We start from the raw sequence: 15,633 nt of genomic DNA on the forward strand, positions 1-15,633 counted from the left end.
ATCATACTCGCGGCAGTACTGCTCGCCGCCTGTGCGTCGGAGCCCAATCAACCGTCAGGGCAGTCAGACATGCCCTCTGCGTTCTCCAATCTGACCAAGAATGCCCAGTGGTATCTTGAGCAGGTGGACCCGGCCAAGCCGGCCGAGGCCTTTACCTGGCAGATGCTGGCGGCACGCAGCTATCTGGCGCTGGGCCAAGCCAAACCGGCCTCGGCACTGTTCCAGCAATTGCAGAAGCAGGCCAAGGATCCCGTTCAGAAGGCGCAGTTGCAACTGCTGCAAGCCCATCTGTTGCTGGCGCAAGGCCACGCCAATCAGGCGCTGATCCTGCTGGAAGGCAAACCCGAGGTGGTGCTGGATGCCGATACCCAGAAGGATTGGTATCGCCAGCGCGTGGTGCTGCAGCTCGACATCAACAACAAGTTTGGCGCAGCCAAGTCGTTGATTGCACTGGAGCCCTACCTCAATCAGAGCGAGCAGGCGACCAACCATCAGCAAATCTGGTCGTTGCTCAAAAGCATGACCCCCTCCACCCTGCAAGCGCTGGAAGAGGCTCCGGCCCCTGATGTGACCACCGGCTGGTTGCGACTGGCGGCACTGGTCAACGAGTTTGGCGCCCAGCCGAACCTGCTGGCCCGCCAGCTGGCAGGCTGGAAGCGCGACTTCCCCAACCATCCAGCCCAGAAGGATATGCCGGCAGGATTGGGCGATCTGGCGGCCACTGCCAGCACCTCGGTGCAACAGATCGCTGTGCTGCTGCCCCTCTCCGGCAATCTGGAGCCGCAGGGCGCCGCCATCCGTAACGGTATGCTGATGTCTTATAAGGAAAATCAGGGGCAATTCACCCTGAACTTCTACGACACCCAGAGCAAGTCGACCGGCGATCTTTATAAGCAGGCGATTCAGGAAGGGGCAGACATGATCATCGGCCCGCTGCTGAAAGATCGTGTCGAGGAGCTGCTCAAGGCCAATCCGACCGTGCCGGTACTGGCGCTCAACGAGCTGGACAAGCCGGTCGTCAACGACACCACCTACTACTTCTCCCTCTCTGCCGCCGCGGATGCCGCGCAGGCAGCCCAGTACCTCTACACCCAGGGCTACCGCAAACCGCTGCTGATCGCCGCCCAGGGGCGGATCGGTTACAGCAGTATCAAGGCGTTCGAGCAGAGCTGGGCCACCCTGAGCCAGGATAAACCGGTCGTTGCCACCTTCGGTGCCCGCAACGAAGTACAGGGGATGGTCAAAAATGCCCTGAGCGGCCGCTCTACCGCCCGTGCTGGCGAGGTAGTGCAACTCTCTGATGCCGCACCGCGTAGCATCGATGCCGTTTATGTGGTGGCCAACAGCCTGGAAACCCGGATGATCAAGCCCTACGTGGATGTCTCGGTCAATCCGATGGGCAGCCTGCCCATCTACACCAGCTCCCGTGGCTACGACAGCGCCGCCACCGAGGTCGCCTCCGAGCTCAACGGCATGCATATCGCCGATATGCCGCTGCTGCTGGGTGGCTACGAGAAACAGCGCGAGCAGATCGCCCTGCTCTGGCCGCAGACTCAGGGTGACCTGCTGCGTCTGTTTGCCATGGGCTACGATGCCGTCAGCCTGGCTGAGAACCTGCAGCAGATGCGCAAGGTAGGCGGCATGCAGCAGGCTGGCATGAGCGGTCAGCTGAGCGTGGATGCCCAGGGCAATATCGTACGAATGCTGAGCTGGGGTACTTACCAGAACGGCAAGCTGGTCGACGAGAACGCCGTTCAGCAACTGGAGGAGCCCTCCAATGAAGGAACTATGGAAACGGATGCGCCAGCAGTTGCCGAGCCTGTTCCCCTCACCAACGAGCAAGGGACAGCACTTTGAACAAGTCGCTGAACGCTGGTTGCAGGCTCGAGGCCTGCAACCGGTAGCTCGCAACTACCGCTGTCGTGGCGGTGAAATAGATCTCATCATGCACCAGGGCCAGACCCTGGTGTTTGTTGAGGTGCGCTACCGGGCCACCGGCAGCCATGGCGGGGCCGCCAGCTCGGTCACCCGCAGCAAACAGCACAAGATCATGCTGGCAGCGCGCCACTATTTGAAGCAACATGCCATCAACGAGGCCCATCAGGCCTGCCGATTCGATGTGATTGCGTTCGAGGGCGACCAGCCAGCCTGGATCCAGAACGCATTTTAAGAGGACCCTATGACTGACCGCATCAAAGAGAACTACACCGAAAGCATCCAGACCAAGATAGCCGCCGCCGAGGCGCTGCCGGATGCAATCCATACTGCAGCCCAGATGATCACCATCTGCCTGCTCAATGGCCACAAGGTGCTGGCATGCGGTAACGGTCCTTCTGCCGCACTGGCGCAACTGTTCATCTCCGAACTGGTCAACTGCTACGAGACCCAGCGCCCCTCCCTGCCCGGCATGGCCCTGACCCCGGACATGGCGACCATCAGCGCCATCGCCACCGACCACGGTTTTGAAGAGGTCTACGCCAAGCAGATCCGCGCGCTGGGCCAGCCTGGCGACATTCTGGTGGTCATCACCACCTCCGGCCACAGCCGCAGCCTGATCAAGGCCGCCGAAGCCGCCCTCTCCCGCGACATGACCATAGTGGTGCTGAGCGGGGGTGACGGTGGCGAAATGGCAGGCCTGCTCGGCCCGAACGATGTGGAGATCCGTGTTCCCTCCGCCCGTCGCCCTCGCATTCTGGAAGTGAACCTGTTGACCCTGCACTGCCTGTGTGATCTCATCGACCAGACACTTTTCCCGCAACAGGAAGATTGAAACCATGAAAAAGCACACTATCCTGCTCGGTCTGCTGGTTAGCACCCTGCTGCTGCAAGGCTGCGCAGCCCTGGTTGTTGGCGGCGCCGCAGGGACTGCCAAGGCCTCTGGCGATCGCCGAACGCTCGGCGCGCAATGGGATGACCAGACCATCGAGTTGAAAGCGGCCAATCTGCTGGCCGACAACAAGCCGCTCAGCGCAGCCAGCAAGATCAGCGTCTACAGCAACAATGGCCGCGTCCTGCTGGTCGGCCAGACACCTTCTGACGTTTACAAGATTGAGGCGGGCAAAATTGTCAGTCGCATCGAAGGGGTGCGCCACGTCTACAACGAATTGCGCATCGGCCAACCTGCCAGTTTCACCACTCGCAGCAATGACTCCTGGATCACCTCCAAGGTGAAAGCCGATATGTTCGGCACCAAGAACTTCGACAGCACCAAGGTCAAGGTGGTTACCGAGAACGGCGAGGTGTTCCTGATTGGTCTGGTGACTCGCCAGGAGGGAGAGCAGGCAGTCAACATCGCCCGCCATGTAACCGGCGTGAAGCGCGTGATCAAAGCCTTCGAGTTCGCCCAGAACTAAGCCCGACCGCACATAAAAAAAACGCAGCCAATCGGCTGCGTTTTTTATTTGATTACCTTCAGGGTCGGACGACCGCTTGGACGCGGCGGTTCCGGCTCAGGCTCCACCGGCGCTTCAGCCTGCTCAAGCCAGATATCGTAACCCGGCTCGGGCGGGAACATGGTGCCCACACCGTTCTCCCGGGCATGGATAGCCAACACTGCCGCCATCGGGATGTAAACCTGCTGGGAGACCCCGCCAAAACGGGCACTGAAGCTGATAGCCTCGTTATCCATGTGAAATTGCATCACGGCTCGGGGCGCGATGTTCAGTACAATTTGCCCGTCCTGAGCAAACTGCATCGGCACCATCACATGGGGAATGTTGACGTTGACCACCAGATGAGGGGTCAGATCGTTGTCCAGCAACCAGTCAAAGAATGCCCGTAACAAGTACGGGCGGCTCGGTGTCATTGTCGGTTCCATGCTCATACGCCAGCACGGATCTCGCGTTCGGCTTCGGTCAGGGAAGCCTGGAAGGACTCACGCTCGAACAGACGAACCATGTAGGCCTTCAGTTCTTTGGCGCCACGACCGGTCAGGTCGATGCCAAGGCTCGGCAGACGCCACAACAGCGGTGCCATGTAGCAATCCACCAGACCGAACTCTTCGCTCATGAAATAGGGCATTTCACCGAAGATCGGCGCGATGGCCAGCAGGTTGTCACGCAGTTCGTTGCGTGCAGCTTCAGCATCGGTACCGGCCATGATCTTGTCGGCCAGGGAGTACCAGTCCAGCTCAATGCGGTGCATCATCAGACGGCTGTTACCACGGGCAACCGGGTAAACAGGCATCAGGGGCGGATGCGGGAAGCGCTCGTCCAGATACTCCATGATGATGCGCGAGGTGTAGAGTGCCAGCTCACGATCAACCAGGGTCGGTACAGAGTTGTACGGGTTCAGCTCGGCCAGCTCATCCGGCAGATTGGCTGGATCAACCTGGCAGATATCCACGCTAACACCCTTCTCCGCCAGGACAATACGCACCTGATGGCTGAACATATCGTTGGCACCGGAAAACAGCGTCATTACCGAACGCTTATTGGCAGCTACAGCCATTGAACCCTCCCGTCATTAAAAAGCAGAAACGGCAATGAAGCATCTTGGTCTTCATTGCCGTGCATTATATTACCCGTATCTGGTCGCTTAGTGAACGTCGCGCCAGAATTCCTTCTTCAACAGCACAGTGAAGATGAAGAAGATCACGATGAAACCAAGCACCCAGAAGCCCATGCGTTCACGCTCCTGTTGTACCGGTTCAGCCGAGTAGACCAAGAAGTTTACCAGATCCAGTACCGTCTGATCATACTCTTCGTCATCCATTTCACCATTACCGTCAGATTTGATGCTGACAACCTGCTGGGTTTCCACTCCGTCGACCGTGTGAGTGACGAACTCGGCACGGGGGGTTCCCTGCAACGGTTCCAACACATGAGGCATACCCACAGACGGGAACACCACATTATTCACCCCAAACGGACGAGTCGGATCCACGTAAAAAGAACGCAGATAGGTGTAAATCCAGTCCGCACCGCGTACCCGGGCAACCAGAGTCAGATCCGGAGGGGGAGCACCAAACCACTTGGCGGCATCCTTCTCGGACATGGCGCTCTTCATCAGATCACCCACTTTGGCGCCGGTGAAGATGAGGTTCTCCTTCATCAGCTCCTCGGGGATCTCCAGATCGGCAGCAACCCGGTTGTAGCGTTGATACTGGGTAGAGTGGCAGCCTGCACAATAGTTCATGAAGGTGGCAGCTCCACGTTGCAGGGATGCCTTGTCGCTCAGATCATAATTGGCTTTGTCCAGATGCACGGCCCCAGCATTGGCAAACACCAGTGATGGCAGCAGGGTCAGCACTGCAAATATTATTTTTTTCATTTAAATGTAACCCTCTCCGGCAGCGGCTTGGTGCGTTCGTTTTTGCTGTAGAAGAACAACAGCACGAAGAAACCGAAATAACCCAAGGTACAAATCTGGGCAACCAGCGTCAGGGTCGGCGTCGACGGCAGTACACCCAGCACCCCCAGGATGATAAAGCAGACCACGAACTGGGCGATGTTAAGCTTGTGCAGCTTGCTGCGATAGCGAACAGAACGCACCTTGCAGCGATCCAGCCAAGGCAGCAGGAACAACACCACAATAGAGAGGCCCATCATGATGACGCCAAGCAGCTTGTCAGGTACCGCACGCAGAATCGCGTAGAAGGGGGTGAAGTACCACACAGGCGCGATGTGAGCAGGAGTCTTCAGGCCGTTGGCCACTTCAAAGTTCGGCTTCTCGAGGAAGTAACCCCACATATCCGGCTTGAAGAAAATGATGGCGCAGAAGAAGAACAGGAAGCCCGCCACACCGATCATGTCCTTGACGGTGAAGTAAGGGTGGAATGCCACCGCATCCAGCGGCCAGCCGTTCTCGTCCTTGTGCTTCTTGATGTCGATACCGTCCGGGTTGTTGGAGCCCACTTCGTGCAGCGCCAGAATGTGCATGGCAACCAGCATCACCAGCACCAGCGGCAACGCGATGACGTGCAGCGCGAAGAAGCGGTTCAGGGTCGCACCGGAGATCACGTAGTCACCGCGGATCCACAGGGTCAGATCGTCACCGATGACCGGAATGGCGCCAAACAGCGAGATGATGACCTGAGCCCCCCAGAATGACATCTGGCCCCAGGGCAGCAAGTAGCCCATAAAGGCCTCTGCCATCAGCACCAGGAAGATCAGCATGCCGAAGATCCACAACAGTTCACGAGGCTTCTGATAAGAGCCATAGATCATGCCGCGGAACATGTGCATGTAGACCACGATGAAGAATGCAGACGCACCGGTTGAGTGCATGTAACGCAGCAGCCAGCCGTACTCCACATCGCGCATGATGTACTCCACGGAGGCAAACGCACCTTCCGCGGAGGGGTTGTAGTTCATGGTCAGCCAGATACCGGTGATGATCTGGTTGACCAGCACCAGCATGGCCAGCGAGCCGAAGAAGTACCAGAAGTTCAGGTTCTTCGGTGCCGGATACTTGGCCATGTGGTCGTTGTACATGGCCGTGAGCGGGAATCGATAATCGATCCAGCCCATCAGTTTACTCAACATGGTCAGGCCTCCTTGCCATCGGCACCGACCAGGATGGTGGTGTCATTAATGAATTGATAGGGCGGAATGACCAGGTTCAGCGGTGCAGGCACCCCCTGGAACACACGGCCGGCCATGTCGAACTTGGAGCCATGGCACGGGCAGAAGAAGCCGGACGTAACGCCCTGCACCTGCTCGCCAAAGCTGTCAGGCAGATAGGAAGGTGAACACCCCAAGTGGGTGCAAATACCGACCGCGACAAAAATTTCGGGCTTGATCGATCTGTACCCGTTATGGGCGTAGTCAGGCTGCTGCGGCTCTTCAGATGAGGGATCCCGCAGCTTGTCATCATGCGCGGCCAAGGCATCCAGCGTCTGTTTGGTGCGTTTCACCACCCAGACAGGCTTGCCTCGCCACTCGACACGGATGAGCTGACCCGGTTCCAACTTGCTGATATCGACTTCAACCGGCGCACCGGCTGCTTTGGCCTTGGCGCTCGGATTCCATGACTTTATAAACGGCACTGCGGTAAACGCAGCTCCTACCCCACCAACGGCAACCGTTGACCAGGTAAGAAATCTGCGGCGACCGGTATCAACTGGCGCATTGCTCATCCAAAAACTCTCCCATGTGGACTCCGCACATTCTTATAGTGTCCCTGTTCCCCATTTTTCCCGTGACAACAGCGGCGGAAGCTGGATTTACAATTGCCACAGAAAACAGGGGAAATTTTAAAGAAAAGATAACAACTTGACAAGAAAGAGCGGTGAGCAATGAAAACAATAAAGAAACAATTTTTTGTCTTTTGTGACGCGTGGTTAGCATTGATGTCGGTAATATTACCAATAAAAAAAGCCTGGCAACCGCCAGGCTTTTTTGACACTCGAAAGAGTGAGTACCAAAAGCGAATTAACGCTTGGAGTACTGCGGACGCTTACGAGCTTTGTGCAGACCAACTTTCTTACGCTCAACCTTACGGGCATCACGAGTAACAAAGCCAGCTTTACGCAGTTCGGAACGCAGGGTTTCGTCGTACTGCATCAGAGCACGAGTGATACCGTGGCGGATCGCACCAGCTTGACCGGAGATGCCACCACCGTTAACGGTGATGTACAGGTCCAGTTTCTCGGTCATCTCAACCAGTTCCAGCGGCTGACGAACTACCATGCGGGCAGTCGGACGGCCGAAGTACTGCTCCAGGGAGCGCTGGTTGATTACGATCTTGCCGCTACCCGCTTTGATAAATACGCGAGCAGTGGAGCTTTTGCGACGGCCGGTACCGTAGTATTGATTTTCTGCCATGTTGCCAGTTCCCGATTAGATATCCAGTACTTGAGGTTGCTGAGCAGCATGAGCATGCTCGGCGCCTGCGTAAACTTTCAGTTTACGGAACATGGCACGGCCCAGAGGACCTTTCGGCAGCATGCCTTTGACGGCTGCTTCGATTACCATTTCCGGTTTACGCTGAATCAGCTTGTCGAAGCTGATTGACTTGATACCACCCGGGAAACCGGAGTGAGCGTGGTACATTTTGTCGGTAAATTTCTTACCGGTTACGTGTACCTTCTCAGCGTTTACAACGATGATGTAATCACCGGTGTCAACGTGCGGAGTGTACTCAGCTTTGTGCTTACCACGCAGACGAGCAGCGATCTCGGTTGCGATACGACCCAGAGTTTTACCTTCTGCGTCCACAATGTACCAGTCACGTTTTACGGTTTCTGGCTTGGCAACGAAAGTTTTCATTAAGTTAAACCCAATTACCTGTTACAGACCCAATTGCTTATGGGGGCTCTCCCACAAACAACAAACGATGGCCTACCTGTACCCCTTCGAATACAAGTAAAGCTTAAAGTGTTGCTGTCTTATCGACAGCTGTAACGTGGGCCGGGCGATTATAAGTGAAGTTGCCTTAAATATCACCTGCTAATTTCACTGCCATGAAACCAGCAAATGTCGCCCGGCCCTACCTGCCGCAGATGCCCATCCGACTGGCAGGCGCGGTATTGTGACTAAGGAAGGTGCACTCTGGCAAGGTATTCGTGCGATTGCATTTCCTGAAGCCGCGAAAGACAGCGTTTGAATTCGAAATTCAGCAGCCCTTCGCCGTAGAGTTCTGTCATGGGAACCGCCGCCGACATGATGAGTTTGACGTGCCGTTCGTAGAACTCATCGACCATTGCAATGAAGCGGCGAGCCGCGTCATCCGTGCCTGTGCCCATTGGCTGAACATTGGCCAGCAGAACAGTATGGAACAGCCTGGCCAGCTCGATATAGTCGTTCTGGGAGCGGGGAGTACAGCAAAGTTGCTCAAATTCCATATAGAGCACCCCTTCCTCCATTCCCAGCGACGTCAGCTGGCGATGATTGACCTCGAACATCCCCTCGCAAGCCGTGTGCCCACCGGTTAATTGCTGAAAATAGTGGTCAAGATTGGCTTTTGCCTGCAAGTCCAGCGGGCAGTGATAAATCTCGGCTTGTTCCAGCGTACGCAGGCGATAGTCGATACCACCATCCACGTTAAGTACCTCACAATGGCGCTCGATCAGCTCGATAGCTGGCAGAAAACGGGCTCGCTGCAACCCGTTGCGATAAAGATCCTGCGGCGGAATATTTGAAGTGGCGACCAGCACGACACCGTGACCAAATAGCTCCTGAAACAGCGTTCCCAGCAACATGGCATCGGTGATGTCGGAGACAAAAAATTCGTCGAAACAGATGATGTCTGTCTCGCTGGCAAGCTTGCTGGCCACCAGCTTGAGGGGATCGGATTGCCCGCTCAGCCCTTGCAGTTCATCGTGAATACGATGCATGAAACGGTGGAAATGGCTGCGCATCTTGCGCGTCCCCGGCAGGCTGTCGAAAAAAGTATCCATCAGCCAGGTCTTGCCTCGGCCCACTCCGCCCCACATATAGATACCGAGGACGGGCTCCGGCGGCTTGGGCTTTCGCAGCCAACCCAGCAGCCCTCGAGATCTGGTCGGAGTCGGGCGCCGTAGCAAATCCTGATACAGTCGCTCCAGCCTGCTAATGGCCATCCCCTGCGCGGGGTCGGCCACAAAGCCGGGGCGCAGCAGATCCTGCTGGTATTTTTGCTGCGGTGTCATCCTTGAGCGCCTCTCCAAGTCCCTGAATCGAGGACAAAATGGTATCACGGCCTCAGGACGCACGGTATAGTGCCATCAAGGCATGGCGGTTATGACGACCGCATAAACCCACTCTGTTTTAGCTGTAACAAGGAGCATCTATGAGTCTGTTAACTGGGATCCTGCTGGCTGTCGCGGCCTTGATTATCGGTATCGTTCTCGGCCGTTTTTCGGTGCGTAGCCGCGATGCTGGCCGTCTCGAACAGGAACTGAAGAAGGCCCACAAGGAGCTCGAGAGTTATCAGGGCCAGATCAACACCCACTTCGCCGACAGTGCCGCCCTGATGGAGCAACTGGCCGAGCAGTATCAAACCCTCTATCGCCACATGGCCGAGCAGAGCAAATTCCTGGCCAAGGCGCAGGAACCGCTGTTCCGCGAATCATTGGTAGAAGAAGCCCCTGCCAATGTGGCAGAAGAGCCGGGCGTTCCGCCTCGCGACTATGCTGGCGCCTCTTCCGGACTGCTCAAGCAACCAAACTAGTTCCTCGCGGAACTAATTGGCCAGTCCCGTGGTCTGACCTTGACGATTGCAATGCAACTTTTTCTGGGAGCTGTTTTTCATATGCGTAAACCTCTTTCCATGCTCAGTGTGCTAGCCCTCAGTGTCGGTATCGCCATGTCTGCGGCCCCTGCTCAGGCTGCACTGCCTTCCCTGTTAGGTTCAAATCAGGAGATGCCAAGCCTGGCGCCTGTTCTCGAACAGGTCACCCCGGCGGTGGTCAATATCTCGGTTTCTGGCAAAAAAATTACCCGTCAGCGTCTGCCGGAACAGTTCAAGTTCTTCTTCGGCCCCAACATGCCCGATGAACAGGTGAGCGAGCAGCCGTTCCAGGCGCTCGGCTCCGGTGTCATCGTCGATGCCAAGAAGGGTTACGTGATCACCAACGCCCACGTGGTTCACGAGGCGGACGAGATCAAGGTCAACCTGAAGGATGGTCGTGAATATGCGGCCAAGAAGATTGGTGAAGACAAGCAGTCCGACATCGCCCTGCTGCAAATCAAGGCCGAGGACCTGGTACAGATCAAGTTCGCCGACTCCGACGAGCTGCGGGTAGGTGACTATGCGCTGGCCATCGGCAACCCGTTTGGTCTGGGCCAGACCGTCACCTCCGGTATTGTCAGTGCGCTGGGTCGCAGCGGCCTCAACATCGAGAATCTGGAGAACTTCATCCAGACCGATGCGGCCATCAACTCCGGTAACTCCGGCGGCGCTCTGCTCAACCTGCGTGGCGAGCTGATCGGTATCAACACCGCGATTCTGGGCCCGAACGGCGGCAACATTGGCATCGGCTTTGCCATCCCTTCCAACATGGTGCGGGATCTGACCGAGCAGATCGTCAAGTACGGTGAAGTGCGTCGCGGCCAGCTGGGTATTACCGGCACCGAGCTTACCTCCGACATAGCCAAAACCTTCGGCTACAACAAGAAGGATGGTGCCTTCGTCAATCAGGTCATGCCTGATTCGGCGGCCGACAAGGCGGGCATCAAGGCCGGCGATATCATCGTCAGCATCGATGGCAAACCGGTTCGCTCCTTCGGCGAGCTGCGCGCCAAGATTGCCACCATGGGCGCTGGCAAGCAGGTCGAACTGGGGCTGATCCGCGATGGCAAGTCACAAACTGCCAAAGTGACCCTGAAGCAGGCCGATGACAGCGAAGTACGCGCCAGCGCGCTGCATCCGGCACTGGAAGGGGCCAAGCTGAGCACCACTACCGACCCGGTCTCCGGTGTTGCGGTGGCCGACATTGATCCTCGCTCTCCGGCTGCCGCTTCCGGCCTGCAGAAGGGTGACATCATCATCGGGGTCAACCGCCTGCGCATCAACACCCTGGGCGAGCTGACCAAGGCGCTCAAGAACAAGCCTGACGTGCTGGCACTCAACATCCAGCGCGGCGACTCCTCGCTCTATCTGGTGATCCGCTAACGCTCAAGTTGTTCGCCAACCCCTCTATCACCCGCGGCCTTCACCGCGGGTGATTTTTATCCATCGATAGTGTTATTCTCTGCGCGCAGCCTGTACGGATGAGAATGACATGAAAATCCCCCCTTTAGTCAGTTACTTGGGCAAGTCTGTCGGTTTTGGATTGACCGTCGCGGCGCTGCTGTTGCTGCTGTTTCCCCATTTTCGCGGTGGTGCCCAACTGCCCGGCATCATCACCAATGCCCGTGAACTGAGTTTCTCCTATGCCGCCCATCGGGCAGGCCCTGCCGTCGTCAACATCTACATCCGCAGCTTTGCCCCCAATCAGGGCAATCAGGGGGAACTGCGCCCGCAAGGGCTGGGTTCTGGCGTCATCATGAATCAGCGCGGCTATGTGCTGACCAACTACCATGTCATCGCCGATGCCGACCAGATCATCGTCGCGTTGCAGGATGGCCGGGTCTTCAGCGCCGAGCTGGTCGGCACCGATCAGCTCACCGACCTCGCCGTGCTCTATATCGAGTCAGACAACCTGCCAGTGATCCCGCAGGATCCGGAGCGACTGCCAGAAGTGGGGGATGTGGTGCTCGCCATCGGCAACCCCTACAACGTCGGTCAGACCATCACCCAGGGCATCATCAGCGCGACCGGCCGTACCGGCCTCTCCAGCATGGGGCCCGACAGCAATGGCCGTCAGGATCTGCTGCAGACCGATGCCGCCATCAACGAGGGCAACTCGGGCGGCGCGCTGGTCAACGGCCGTGGCGATCTGGTGGGTATCAACACCGCCACCTATCACCTCAACGGCAATCAGGAGAGCTACGGCATCAGCTTCGCCATCCCCTACCGGCTGGCCAAACGGATCATGGATGAGCTGATCGCCAACGGCCGGGTGATCCGCGGCTACCTCGGGATCTCCAGTGTCGAGATCAACCCCATAGTCGCGCGGATGATGAACCTCGGCGACCTGCGTGGTCTGGTGGTGGAGAGTCTGGATCCCAACGGCCCGGCGGCCAAAGGTGGCCTGCAGCGAGGGGATGTGCTGCTCAAGATCAACGGAGAGGCCATCAGTGGCGTACGCAGCGCCATGGACAAGATTGTCGAGAGCCGCCCCGGCACCAAGCTGACCATCTCGATATTCCGCTCCGGCAAGCCGCTGGAAGTGGTGGTCACCATAGAGGAAGACCTGCGCTATCAGCAGAGAACGGCCAGCTCGAGCGCCGCATCGGCCAGCTAGCGTCACTCCTTTTTATGAGAAGGGCGGGAAACCGCCCTTTTCCATATCTGCCCCCTCGACAACGTCGCTTACCGTGAGATGACTCACAGTTTCCCACAACGCTTGCCCTCTCCCCGCCCCCTGATTAGTGCGCTACCGATCACACAAAACCAGCTTCAATAAGCACTCTTTTTGCCTTTTCAGTATCCAAACGATCACTTCGGGGCCATTTCCTCAGGAATTTCCGCTTCGAATCGGAAAAACACTGCCTCCTCCACATTGACGCGCAGGCTTAGGGTAACGCCATACCTTCTGCCAGCCTTGGAGAGCAGACATTGCAAACAGATACTCACGACCAGACCCTGACCCCGAACAGCCCGGAGTTGCTGCGCCAGACCGATCATATCCTCGCGCGCATTTATCCCCTGCTGGCCGAACAGGGCATCATCCCCAACGAGGTGCAACGGCAGATGCTGGCCTCCCATGTCAAAGCCATGGTGTGGCGCTCCCACAGTGGCGAGCCCCTGCCAGAGGTTGACCTCAGCCTGTTTGAAGAGATCTCCCCCCTCTCACTGCGTCTCGCCGAACAGGTCGTCAGCTGGCTGGATCAGCTTGCTTATGAGGAGGCACACCTCTTGTCCGTCCATTTTGAAGTCGCCAAAGAAAACGAACTCAGCTCGGTGCAGAACCCGTAACTCAAGGAGAAATCGATATGACAGCCATCAAACTCGTGATTGGAGACCGTCTCGGCAAAGGTCAGAAAGTGGGCGCAGGCGCGGAAGCCGCCGGGGCCAACGTGACCATCATCCCAGGCATGGCCGCTGACATGAAGCTCGGCGATGTGATGAACAAGGAGCAGGCGGATCTCGGCATCTCCTTCTGCGGCAGCGGCGGCGCCGGGGCGATCACCGCCCAGACCAAATACGGCTACAAGTGCCGCTACGGCATGCGCTCTGTTGAAGAGGGCGTCACCGCCATCAACGAAGGGTGCGTGGTGCTGGGCTTCGGTTTCATGGACAAGGAAGAGCTGGGCCAGAAGCTGGTCGAAGCCTTCGCCAAGAAACACGGACACGCCTGATGAAAGAGAACTTCACCACCCAGGTCACCGTCAGCGGCAAGGGAACCACCCGTCAGCAGGCGTTTGCCTCCGCCCTCAGCCAGGTGCAACCCACACTGCTCAAGGACAACCAGCAGGTACTGCTGCGCATTGAGCCGGTCGATGTACAGGTGCTCAAAGCCGAGGAGTCGGTCCGGGTGGAGAAGTTCCTGTTCTTCTTCCTGCCGCGCCAGCGCCGCGAATACCGCGTCCAGCTGGAGATCACGGTTCAGGTCACCAGTCTCGACGTCGCCAGGGTGACGTTCACCCAGGTGTGATCTCCTGACCGGCACCACCCCACAAGAAGGATACGTTGGATGTTTCTAATCATATTTATCAAGTCTCTCATCATTGGCGGCCTGGTTGGCGTCGGGGTGGGGGCCGGCGCGGCGCGGATGTTCCACGCCCCGACCGTACAGGGCATGGGCGCCTTCCGCACCCTGGGCGAACTCAACTCCTGCGAAGGGGATCCCGCTTCCCACTTCTCGTTTGGTCTGGGCTTCTTCTTCAACGCCTGGGCCTCCACCGTGGCGGCTGGCGCCTTCACCCAGGATGTGGATCACCGCATCATTCCGCACTGGGCCACGGCGGCACTGCTGTTCAAGAACCGGGATCTTGCTACCACCCTGCACGACCCGAAAAAGATGGCCATCGCCGGCGGCATCATTGGCGCCATCGTGGTCGCCTTCCTCAACAGCACGGCTGCTGCCGTCCCGGCCGCCCTGCAGGTCACTGCGGTCAAGGTGCTGGTACCGGCTGCCAACCTGCTGGTCAATACCGTCATGCCGGTGATCTTCTGGCTCGCTGCCATCGAGGCGGGCAAGAAATCCGGTTTCTGGGCCACCATCTTCGGCGGTCTGGCACAGCTCATCATGGGCAACGCGGTACCGGGACTGGTGCTCGGCATCCTGATCGGCAAGGGCGTGGAAGAGAGCGGCTGGAACCACGTCACCAAGGTGATGATGGCTGCCATCGTCCTGCTGTTCGTGCTGAGCGGCTTCTTCCGCGGCTTCGACATGAAACTGATTGAATCCTTCCATATGGGTGTCCCCCTGTGGCTGGAAAGTGTCCATAACCTGCTGAGCGGCAAATAAGGGGTCACACCATGGATGAGAAACTGAAAAACAACTTCTGGTACGCCGACTGGTCATTCCCCATCTTCGTCGGCCTGCTCTCGGCCGGGGTCTTTGCCGGTACCCACATGTTCTATCTGTACGGGGTTGGTGCCTTCAACGAGGTAGCCTTCGTCGCCATGTTGAAGGCCGGAATGGACACGGGCGCCTATGGCGCAGTGGCGGCCTTCGGTGCCAGCTTCCTGTTCGCCCGCATCATCGAGGGATCCCTGGTGGGGATCCTGGATATCGGCGGCGCTATCCAGACCGGGGTCGGACTGGGCGTTCCCGCCCTGCTGTTGGGGGCCGGCATCGTCTATCCGGTGGAGAACTTCGGCGCCTCGCTGGCAACCGGCATGGGGATTGGTCTGGCCATCGGCTACGTCATCATTCTGGCGCGCAAGTTCACCATCAACCAGAGCAACTCCACTTACGGTGCTGACGTGATGATGGGTGCTGGCAACAGCTCTGGCCGCTTCCTCGGCCCCCTCATCATCCTCTCCGCCATGGGTGCCTCCATCCCCATCGGTATCGGTTCCCTGCTGGGTGCGCTGCTGTTCTACGTGTGGGGCAAGCCCATCACCGGCGGTGCCATTCTGGGAGCCATGCTGCTGGGTACCTTCTTCCCGGTCGCCCTTGTGTAAGAACCAGCCGCCCTGCGGGGCGGCTCGCCAGAG

Annotated in this window: 20 protein-coding genes; 12 read left to right on the plus strand and 8 right to left on the minus strand. The window is 57.9% G+C overall.

Annotated elements, in window-relative coordinates; genetic code table 11:
- Nucleotides 1-69: 69 nt before the first annotated feature.
- Genes ACTG1K_RS00810 through dolP form a run of 4 tightly spaced genes read left to right on the plus strand, consistent with a single transcriptional unit; the run spans nt 70 to nt 3,353 of the window.
- On the plus strand, nt 70-1,857 hold the full coding sequence (locus tag ACTG1K_RS00810) for a penicillin-binding protein activator (RefSeq protein ID WP_005355126.1): 1,788 nt from the start codon (nt 70-72) through the stop codon (nt 1,855-1,857).
- The gene (locus ACTG1K_RS00815; RefSeq protein WP_440006780.1) at nt 1,799-2,170 is read left to right on the plus strand and encodes a YraN family protein; all 372 of its coding nucleotides are present in this window, start codon (nt 1,799-1,801) and stop codon (nt 2,168-2,170) included. Before ACTG1K_RS00810 ends, ACTG1K_RS00815 begins: the two co-directional genes overlap by 59 nt.
- A gap of 9 nt (nt 2,171-2,179) precedes the next feature.
- The gene (locus ACTG1K_RS00820) at nt 2,180-2,770 is read left to right on the plus strand and encodes a D-sedoheptulose-7-phosphate isomerase (RefSeq protein WP_005336275.1); all 591 of its coding nucleotides are present in this window, start codon (nt 2,180-2,182) and stop codon (nt 2,768-2,770) included.
- Between the two features lie 4 nt (nt 2,771-2,774).
- Nucleotides 2,775-3,353, plus strand: a complete 579-nt coding sequence (gene dolP / locus ACTG1K_RS00825; protein ID WP_005336277.1) for a division/outer membrane stress-associated lipid-binding lipoprotein — start codon at nt 2,775-2,777, stop codon at nt 3,351-3,353.
- Nucleotides 3,354-3,397: 44 nt separating this feature from the next.
- Here dolP and ACTG1K_RS00830 read toward each other — a convergent pair whose 3' ends face one another.
- From ACTG1K_RS00830 to zapE, 8 genes are all read right to left on the minus strand, one after another.
- Nucleotides 3,398-3,823, minus strand: a complete 426-nt coding sequence (locus tag ACTG1K_RS00830) for a ClpXP protease specificity-enhancing factor (RefSeq protein ID WP_005336278.1) — start codon at nt 3,821-3,823, stop codon at nt 3,398-3,400.
- A complete protein-coding gene (sspA, locus tag ACTG1K_RS00835; RefSeq protein ID WP_005336279.1) occupies nt 3,820-4,449 on the minus strand; it encodes a stringent starvation protein SspA in 630 nt (209 codons plus the stop codon). Before sspA ends, ACTG1K_RS00830 begins: the two co-directional genes overlap by 4 nt.
- Before the next feature lie 87 nt (nt 4,450-4,536).
- Nucleotides 4,537-5,271 carry a cytochrome c1 gene (locus ACTG1K_RS00840; RefSeq protein WP_040068844.1) on the minus strand — a complete coding sequence of 245 codons (735 nt, stop codon included), beginning with the start codon at nt 5,269-5,271 and terminating at the stop codon, nt 4,537-4,539.
- Nucleotides 5,268-6,485: a cytochrome b gene (locus tag ACTG1K_RS00845; protein ID WP_040068842.1), complete on the minus strand. Its 1,218-nt coding sequence runs from the start codon at nt 6,483-6,485 to the stop codon at nt 5,268-5,270. Before ACTG1K_RS00845 ends, ACTG1K_RS00840 begins: the two co-directional genes overlap by 4 nt.
- 2 nt (nt 6,486-6,487) lie before the next feature.
- Entirely contained in the window at nt 6,488-7,078 is a 591-nt protein-coding gene (gene petA, locus ACTG1K_RS00850) for a ubiquinol-cytochrome c reductase iron-sulfur subunit (RefSeq protein ID WP_040068840.1), read from the minus strand.
- Nucleotides 7,079-7,373: 295 nt separating this feature from the next.
- Nucleotides 7,374-7,766: a 30S ribosomal protein S9 gene (gene rpsI, locus ACTG1K_RS00855; protein ID WP_005336286.1), complete on the minus strand. Its 393-nt coding sequence runs from the start codon at nt 7,764-7,766 to the stop codon at nt 7,374-7,376.
- A 15-nt stretch (nt 7,767-7,781) separates the two neighbouring features.
- Nucleotides 7,782-8,210, minus strand: a complete 429-nt coding sequence (rplM, locus tag ACTG1K_RS00860; protein ID WP_005336289.1) for a 50S ribosomal protein L13 — start codon at nt 8,208-8,210, stop codon at nt 7,782-7,784.
- Between the two features lie 266 nt (nt 8,211-8,476).
- A complete protein-coding gene (zapE, locus tag ACTG1K_RS00865) occupies nt 8,477-9,571 on the minus strand; it encodes a cell division protein ZapE (RefSeq protein WP_227095397.1) in 1,095 nt (364 codons plus the stop codon).
- A gap of 140 nt (nt 9,572-9,711) precedes the next feature.
- On the opposite strand from zapE, the gene ACTG1K_RS00870 reads away from it, so the two are divergent.
- From ACTG1K_RS00870 to ACTG1K_RS00905, 8 genes are all read left to right on the plus strand, one after another.
- Nucleotides 9,712-10,092 carry a YhcB family protein gene (locus tag ACTG1K_RS00870; RefSeq protein ID WP_005356646.1) on the plus strand — a complete coding sequence of 127 codons (381 nt, stop codon included), beginning with the start codon at nt 9,712-9,714 and terminating at the stop codon, nt 10,090-10,092.
- A gap of 81 nt (nt 10,093-10,173) precedes the next feature.
- Nucleotides 10,174-11,535, plus strand: a complete 1,362-nt coding sequence (locus ACTG1K_RS00875) for a Do family serine endopeptidase (RefSeq protein ID WP_005336295.1) — start codon at nt 10,174-10,176, stop codon at nt 11,533-11,535.
- Between the two features lie 109 nt (nt 11,536-11,644).
- On the plus strand, nt 11,645-12,769 hold the full coding sequence (degS, locus tag ACTG1K_RS00880) for an outer membrane-stress sensor serine endopeptidase DegS (protein WP_440004709.1): 1,125 nt from the start codon (nt 11,645-11,647) through the stop codon (nt 12,767-12,769).
- Between the two features lie 314 nt (nt 12,770-13,083).
- On the plus strand, nt 13,084-13,443 hold the full coding sequence (locus ACTG1K_RS00885; RefSeq protein WP_076493250.1) for a transcriptional regulator: 360 nt from the start codon (nt 13,084-13,086) through the stop codon (nt 13,441-13,443).
- Between the two features lie 17 nt (nt 13,444-13,460).
- Nucleotides 13,461-13,826: an SFCGS family glycine-rich protein gene (locus ACTG1K_RS00890; RefSeq protein ID WP_040068835.1), complete on the plus strand. Its 366-nt coding sequence runs from the start codon at nt 13,461-13,463 to the stop codon at nt 13,824-13,826.
- Nucleotides 13,826-14,122 (plus strand): DUF4312 family protein, encoded by a 297-nt coding sequence (locus ACTG1K_RS00895; protein ID WP_227095400.1) that lies wholly within the window; start codon nt 13,826-13,828, stop codon nt 14,120-14,122. Before ACTG1K_RS00890 ends, ACTG1K_RS00895 begins: the two co-directional genes overlap by 1 nt.
- Nucleotides 14,123-14,161: 39 nt before the next feature.
- Nucleotides 14,162-14,938, plus strand: coding sequence for a DUF4311 domain-containing protein (locus tag ACTG1K_RS00900; protein WP_005355143.1), 777 nt, complete (start codon nt 14,162-14,164; stop codon nt 14,936-14,938).
- A gap of 11 nt (nt 14,939-14,949) precedes the next feature.
- Nucleotides 14,950-15,600, plus strand: coding sequence for a DUF4310 family protein (locus ACTG1K_RS00905; protein WP_005355144.1), 651 nt, complete (start codon nt 14,950-14,952; stop codon nt 15,598-15,600).
- Nucleotides 15,601-15,633 lie beyond the last annotated feature (33 nt).

The sequence above is a fragment of the Aeromonas sp. 102P genome (assembly GCF_051920345.1).
In the GTDB taxonomy this organism is placed as follows: Bacteria; Pseudomonadota; Gammaproteobacteria; order Enterobacterales; family Aeromonadaceae; genus Aeromonas; species Aeromonas veronii.

Excerpts from the sequence above, each read along its gene's own strand:
- rpsI (WP_005336286.1), bottom strand. The coding sequence starts at position 7,766 with ATGGCAGAAAATCAATACTACGGTACCGGCCGTCGCAAAAGCTCCACT.
- ACTG1K_RS00900 (WP_005355143.1), top strand. The coding sequence starts at position 14,162 with ATGTTTCTAATCATATTTATCAAGTCTCTCATCATTGGCGGCCTGGTT.
- ACTG1K_RS00845 (WP_040068842.1), bottom strand. The coding sequence starts at position 6,485 with ATGTTGAGTAAACTGATGGGCTGGATCGATTATCGATTCCCGCTCACG.
- ACTG1K_RS00895 (WP_227095400.1), top strand. The coding sequence starts at position 13,826 with ATGAAAGAGAACTTCACCACCCAGGTCACCGTCAGCGGCAAGGGAACC.
- petA (WP_040068840.1), bottom strand. The coding sequence starts at position 7,078 with ATGAGCAATGCGCCAGTTGATACCGGTCGCCGCAGATTTCTTACCTGG.
- rplM (WP_005336289.1), bottom strand. The coding sequence starts at position 8,210 with ATGAAAACTTTCGTTGCCAAGCCAGAAACCGTAAAACGTGACTGGTAC.
- ACTG1K_RS00875 (WP_005336295.1), top strand. The coding sequence starts at position 10,174 with ATGCGTAAACCTCTTTCCATGCTCAGTGTGCTAGCCCTCAGTGTCGGT.
- ACTG1K_RS00890 (WP_040068835.1), top strand. The coding sequence starts at position 13,461 with ATGACAGCCATCAAACTCGTGATTGGAGACCGTCTCGGCAAAGGTCAG.
- zapE (WP_227095397.1), bottom strand. The coding sequence starts at position 9,571 with ATGACACCGCAGCAAAAATACCAGCAGGATCTGCTGCGCCCCGGCTTT.
- degS (WP_440004709.1), top strand. The coding sequence starts at position 11,645 with ATGAAAATCCCCCCTTTAGTCAGTTACTTGGGCAAGTCTGTCGGTTTT.
- ACTG1K_RS00840 (WP_040068844.1), bottom strand. The coding sequence starts at position 5,271 with ATGAAAAAAATAATATTTGCAGTGCTGACCCTGCTGCCATCACTGGTG.
- ACTG1K_RS00810 (WP_005355126.1), top strand. The coding sequence starts at position 70 with ATGCCCTCTGCGTTCTCCAATCTGACCAAGAATGCCCAGTGGTATCTT.
- ACTG1K_RS00870 (WP_005356646.1), top strand. The coding sequence starts at position 9,712 with ATGAGTCTGTTAACTGGGATCCTGCTGGCTGTCGCGGCCTTGATTATC.
- sspA (WP_005336279.1), bottom strand. The coding sequence starts at position 4,449 with ATGGCTGTAGCTGCCAATAAGCGTTCGGTAATGACGCTGTTTTCCGGT.
- dolP (WP_005336277.1), top strand. The coding sequence starts at position 2,775 with ATGAAAAAGCACACTATCCTGCTCGGTCTGCTGGTTAGCACCCTGCTG.
- ACTG1K_RS00820 (WP_005336275.1), top strand. The coding sequence starts at position 2,180 with ATGACTGACCGCATCAAAGAGAACTACACCGAAAGCATCCAGACCAAG.
- ACTG1K_RS00830 (WP_005336278.1), bottom strand. The coding sequence starts at position 3,823 with ATGAGCATGGAACCGACAATGACACCGAGCCGCCCGTACTTGTTACGG.
- ACTG1K_RS00815 (WP_440006780.1), top strand. The coding sequence starts at position 1,799 with ATGCGCCAGCAGTTGCCGAGCCTGTTCCCCTCACCAACGAGCAAGGGA.
- ACTG1K_RS00905 (WP_005355144.1), top strand. The coding sequence starts at position 14,950 with ATGGATGAGAAACTGAAAAACAACTTCTGGTACGCCGACTGGTCATTC.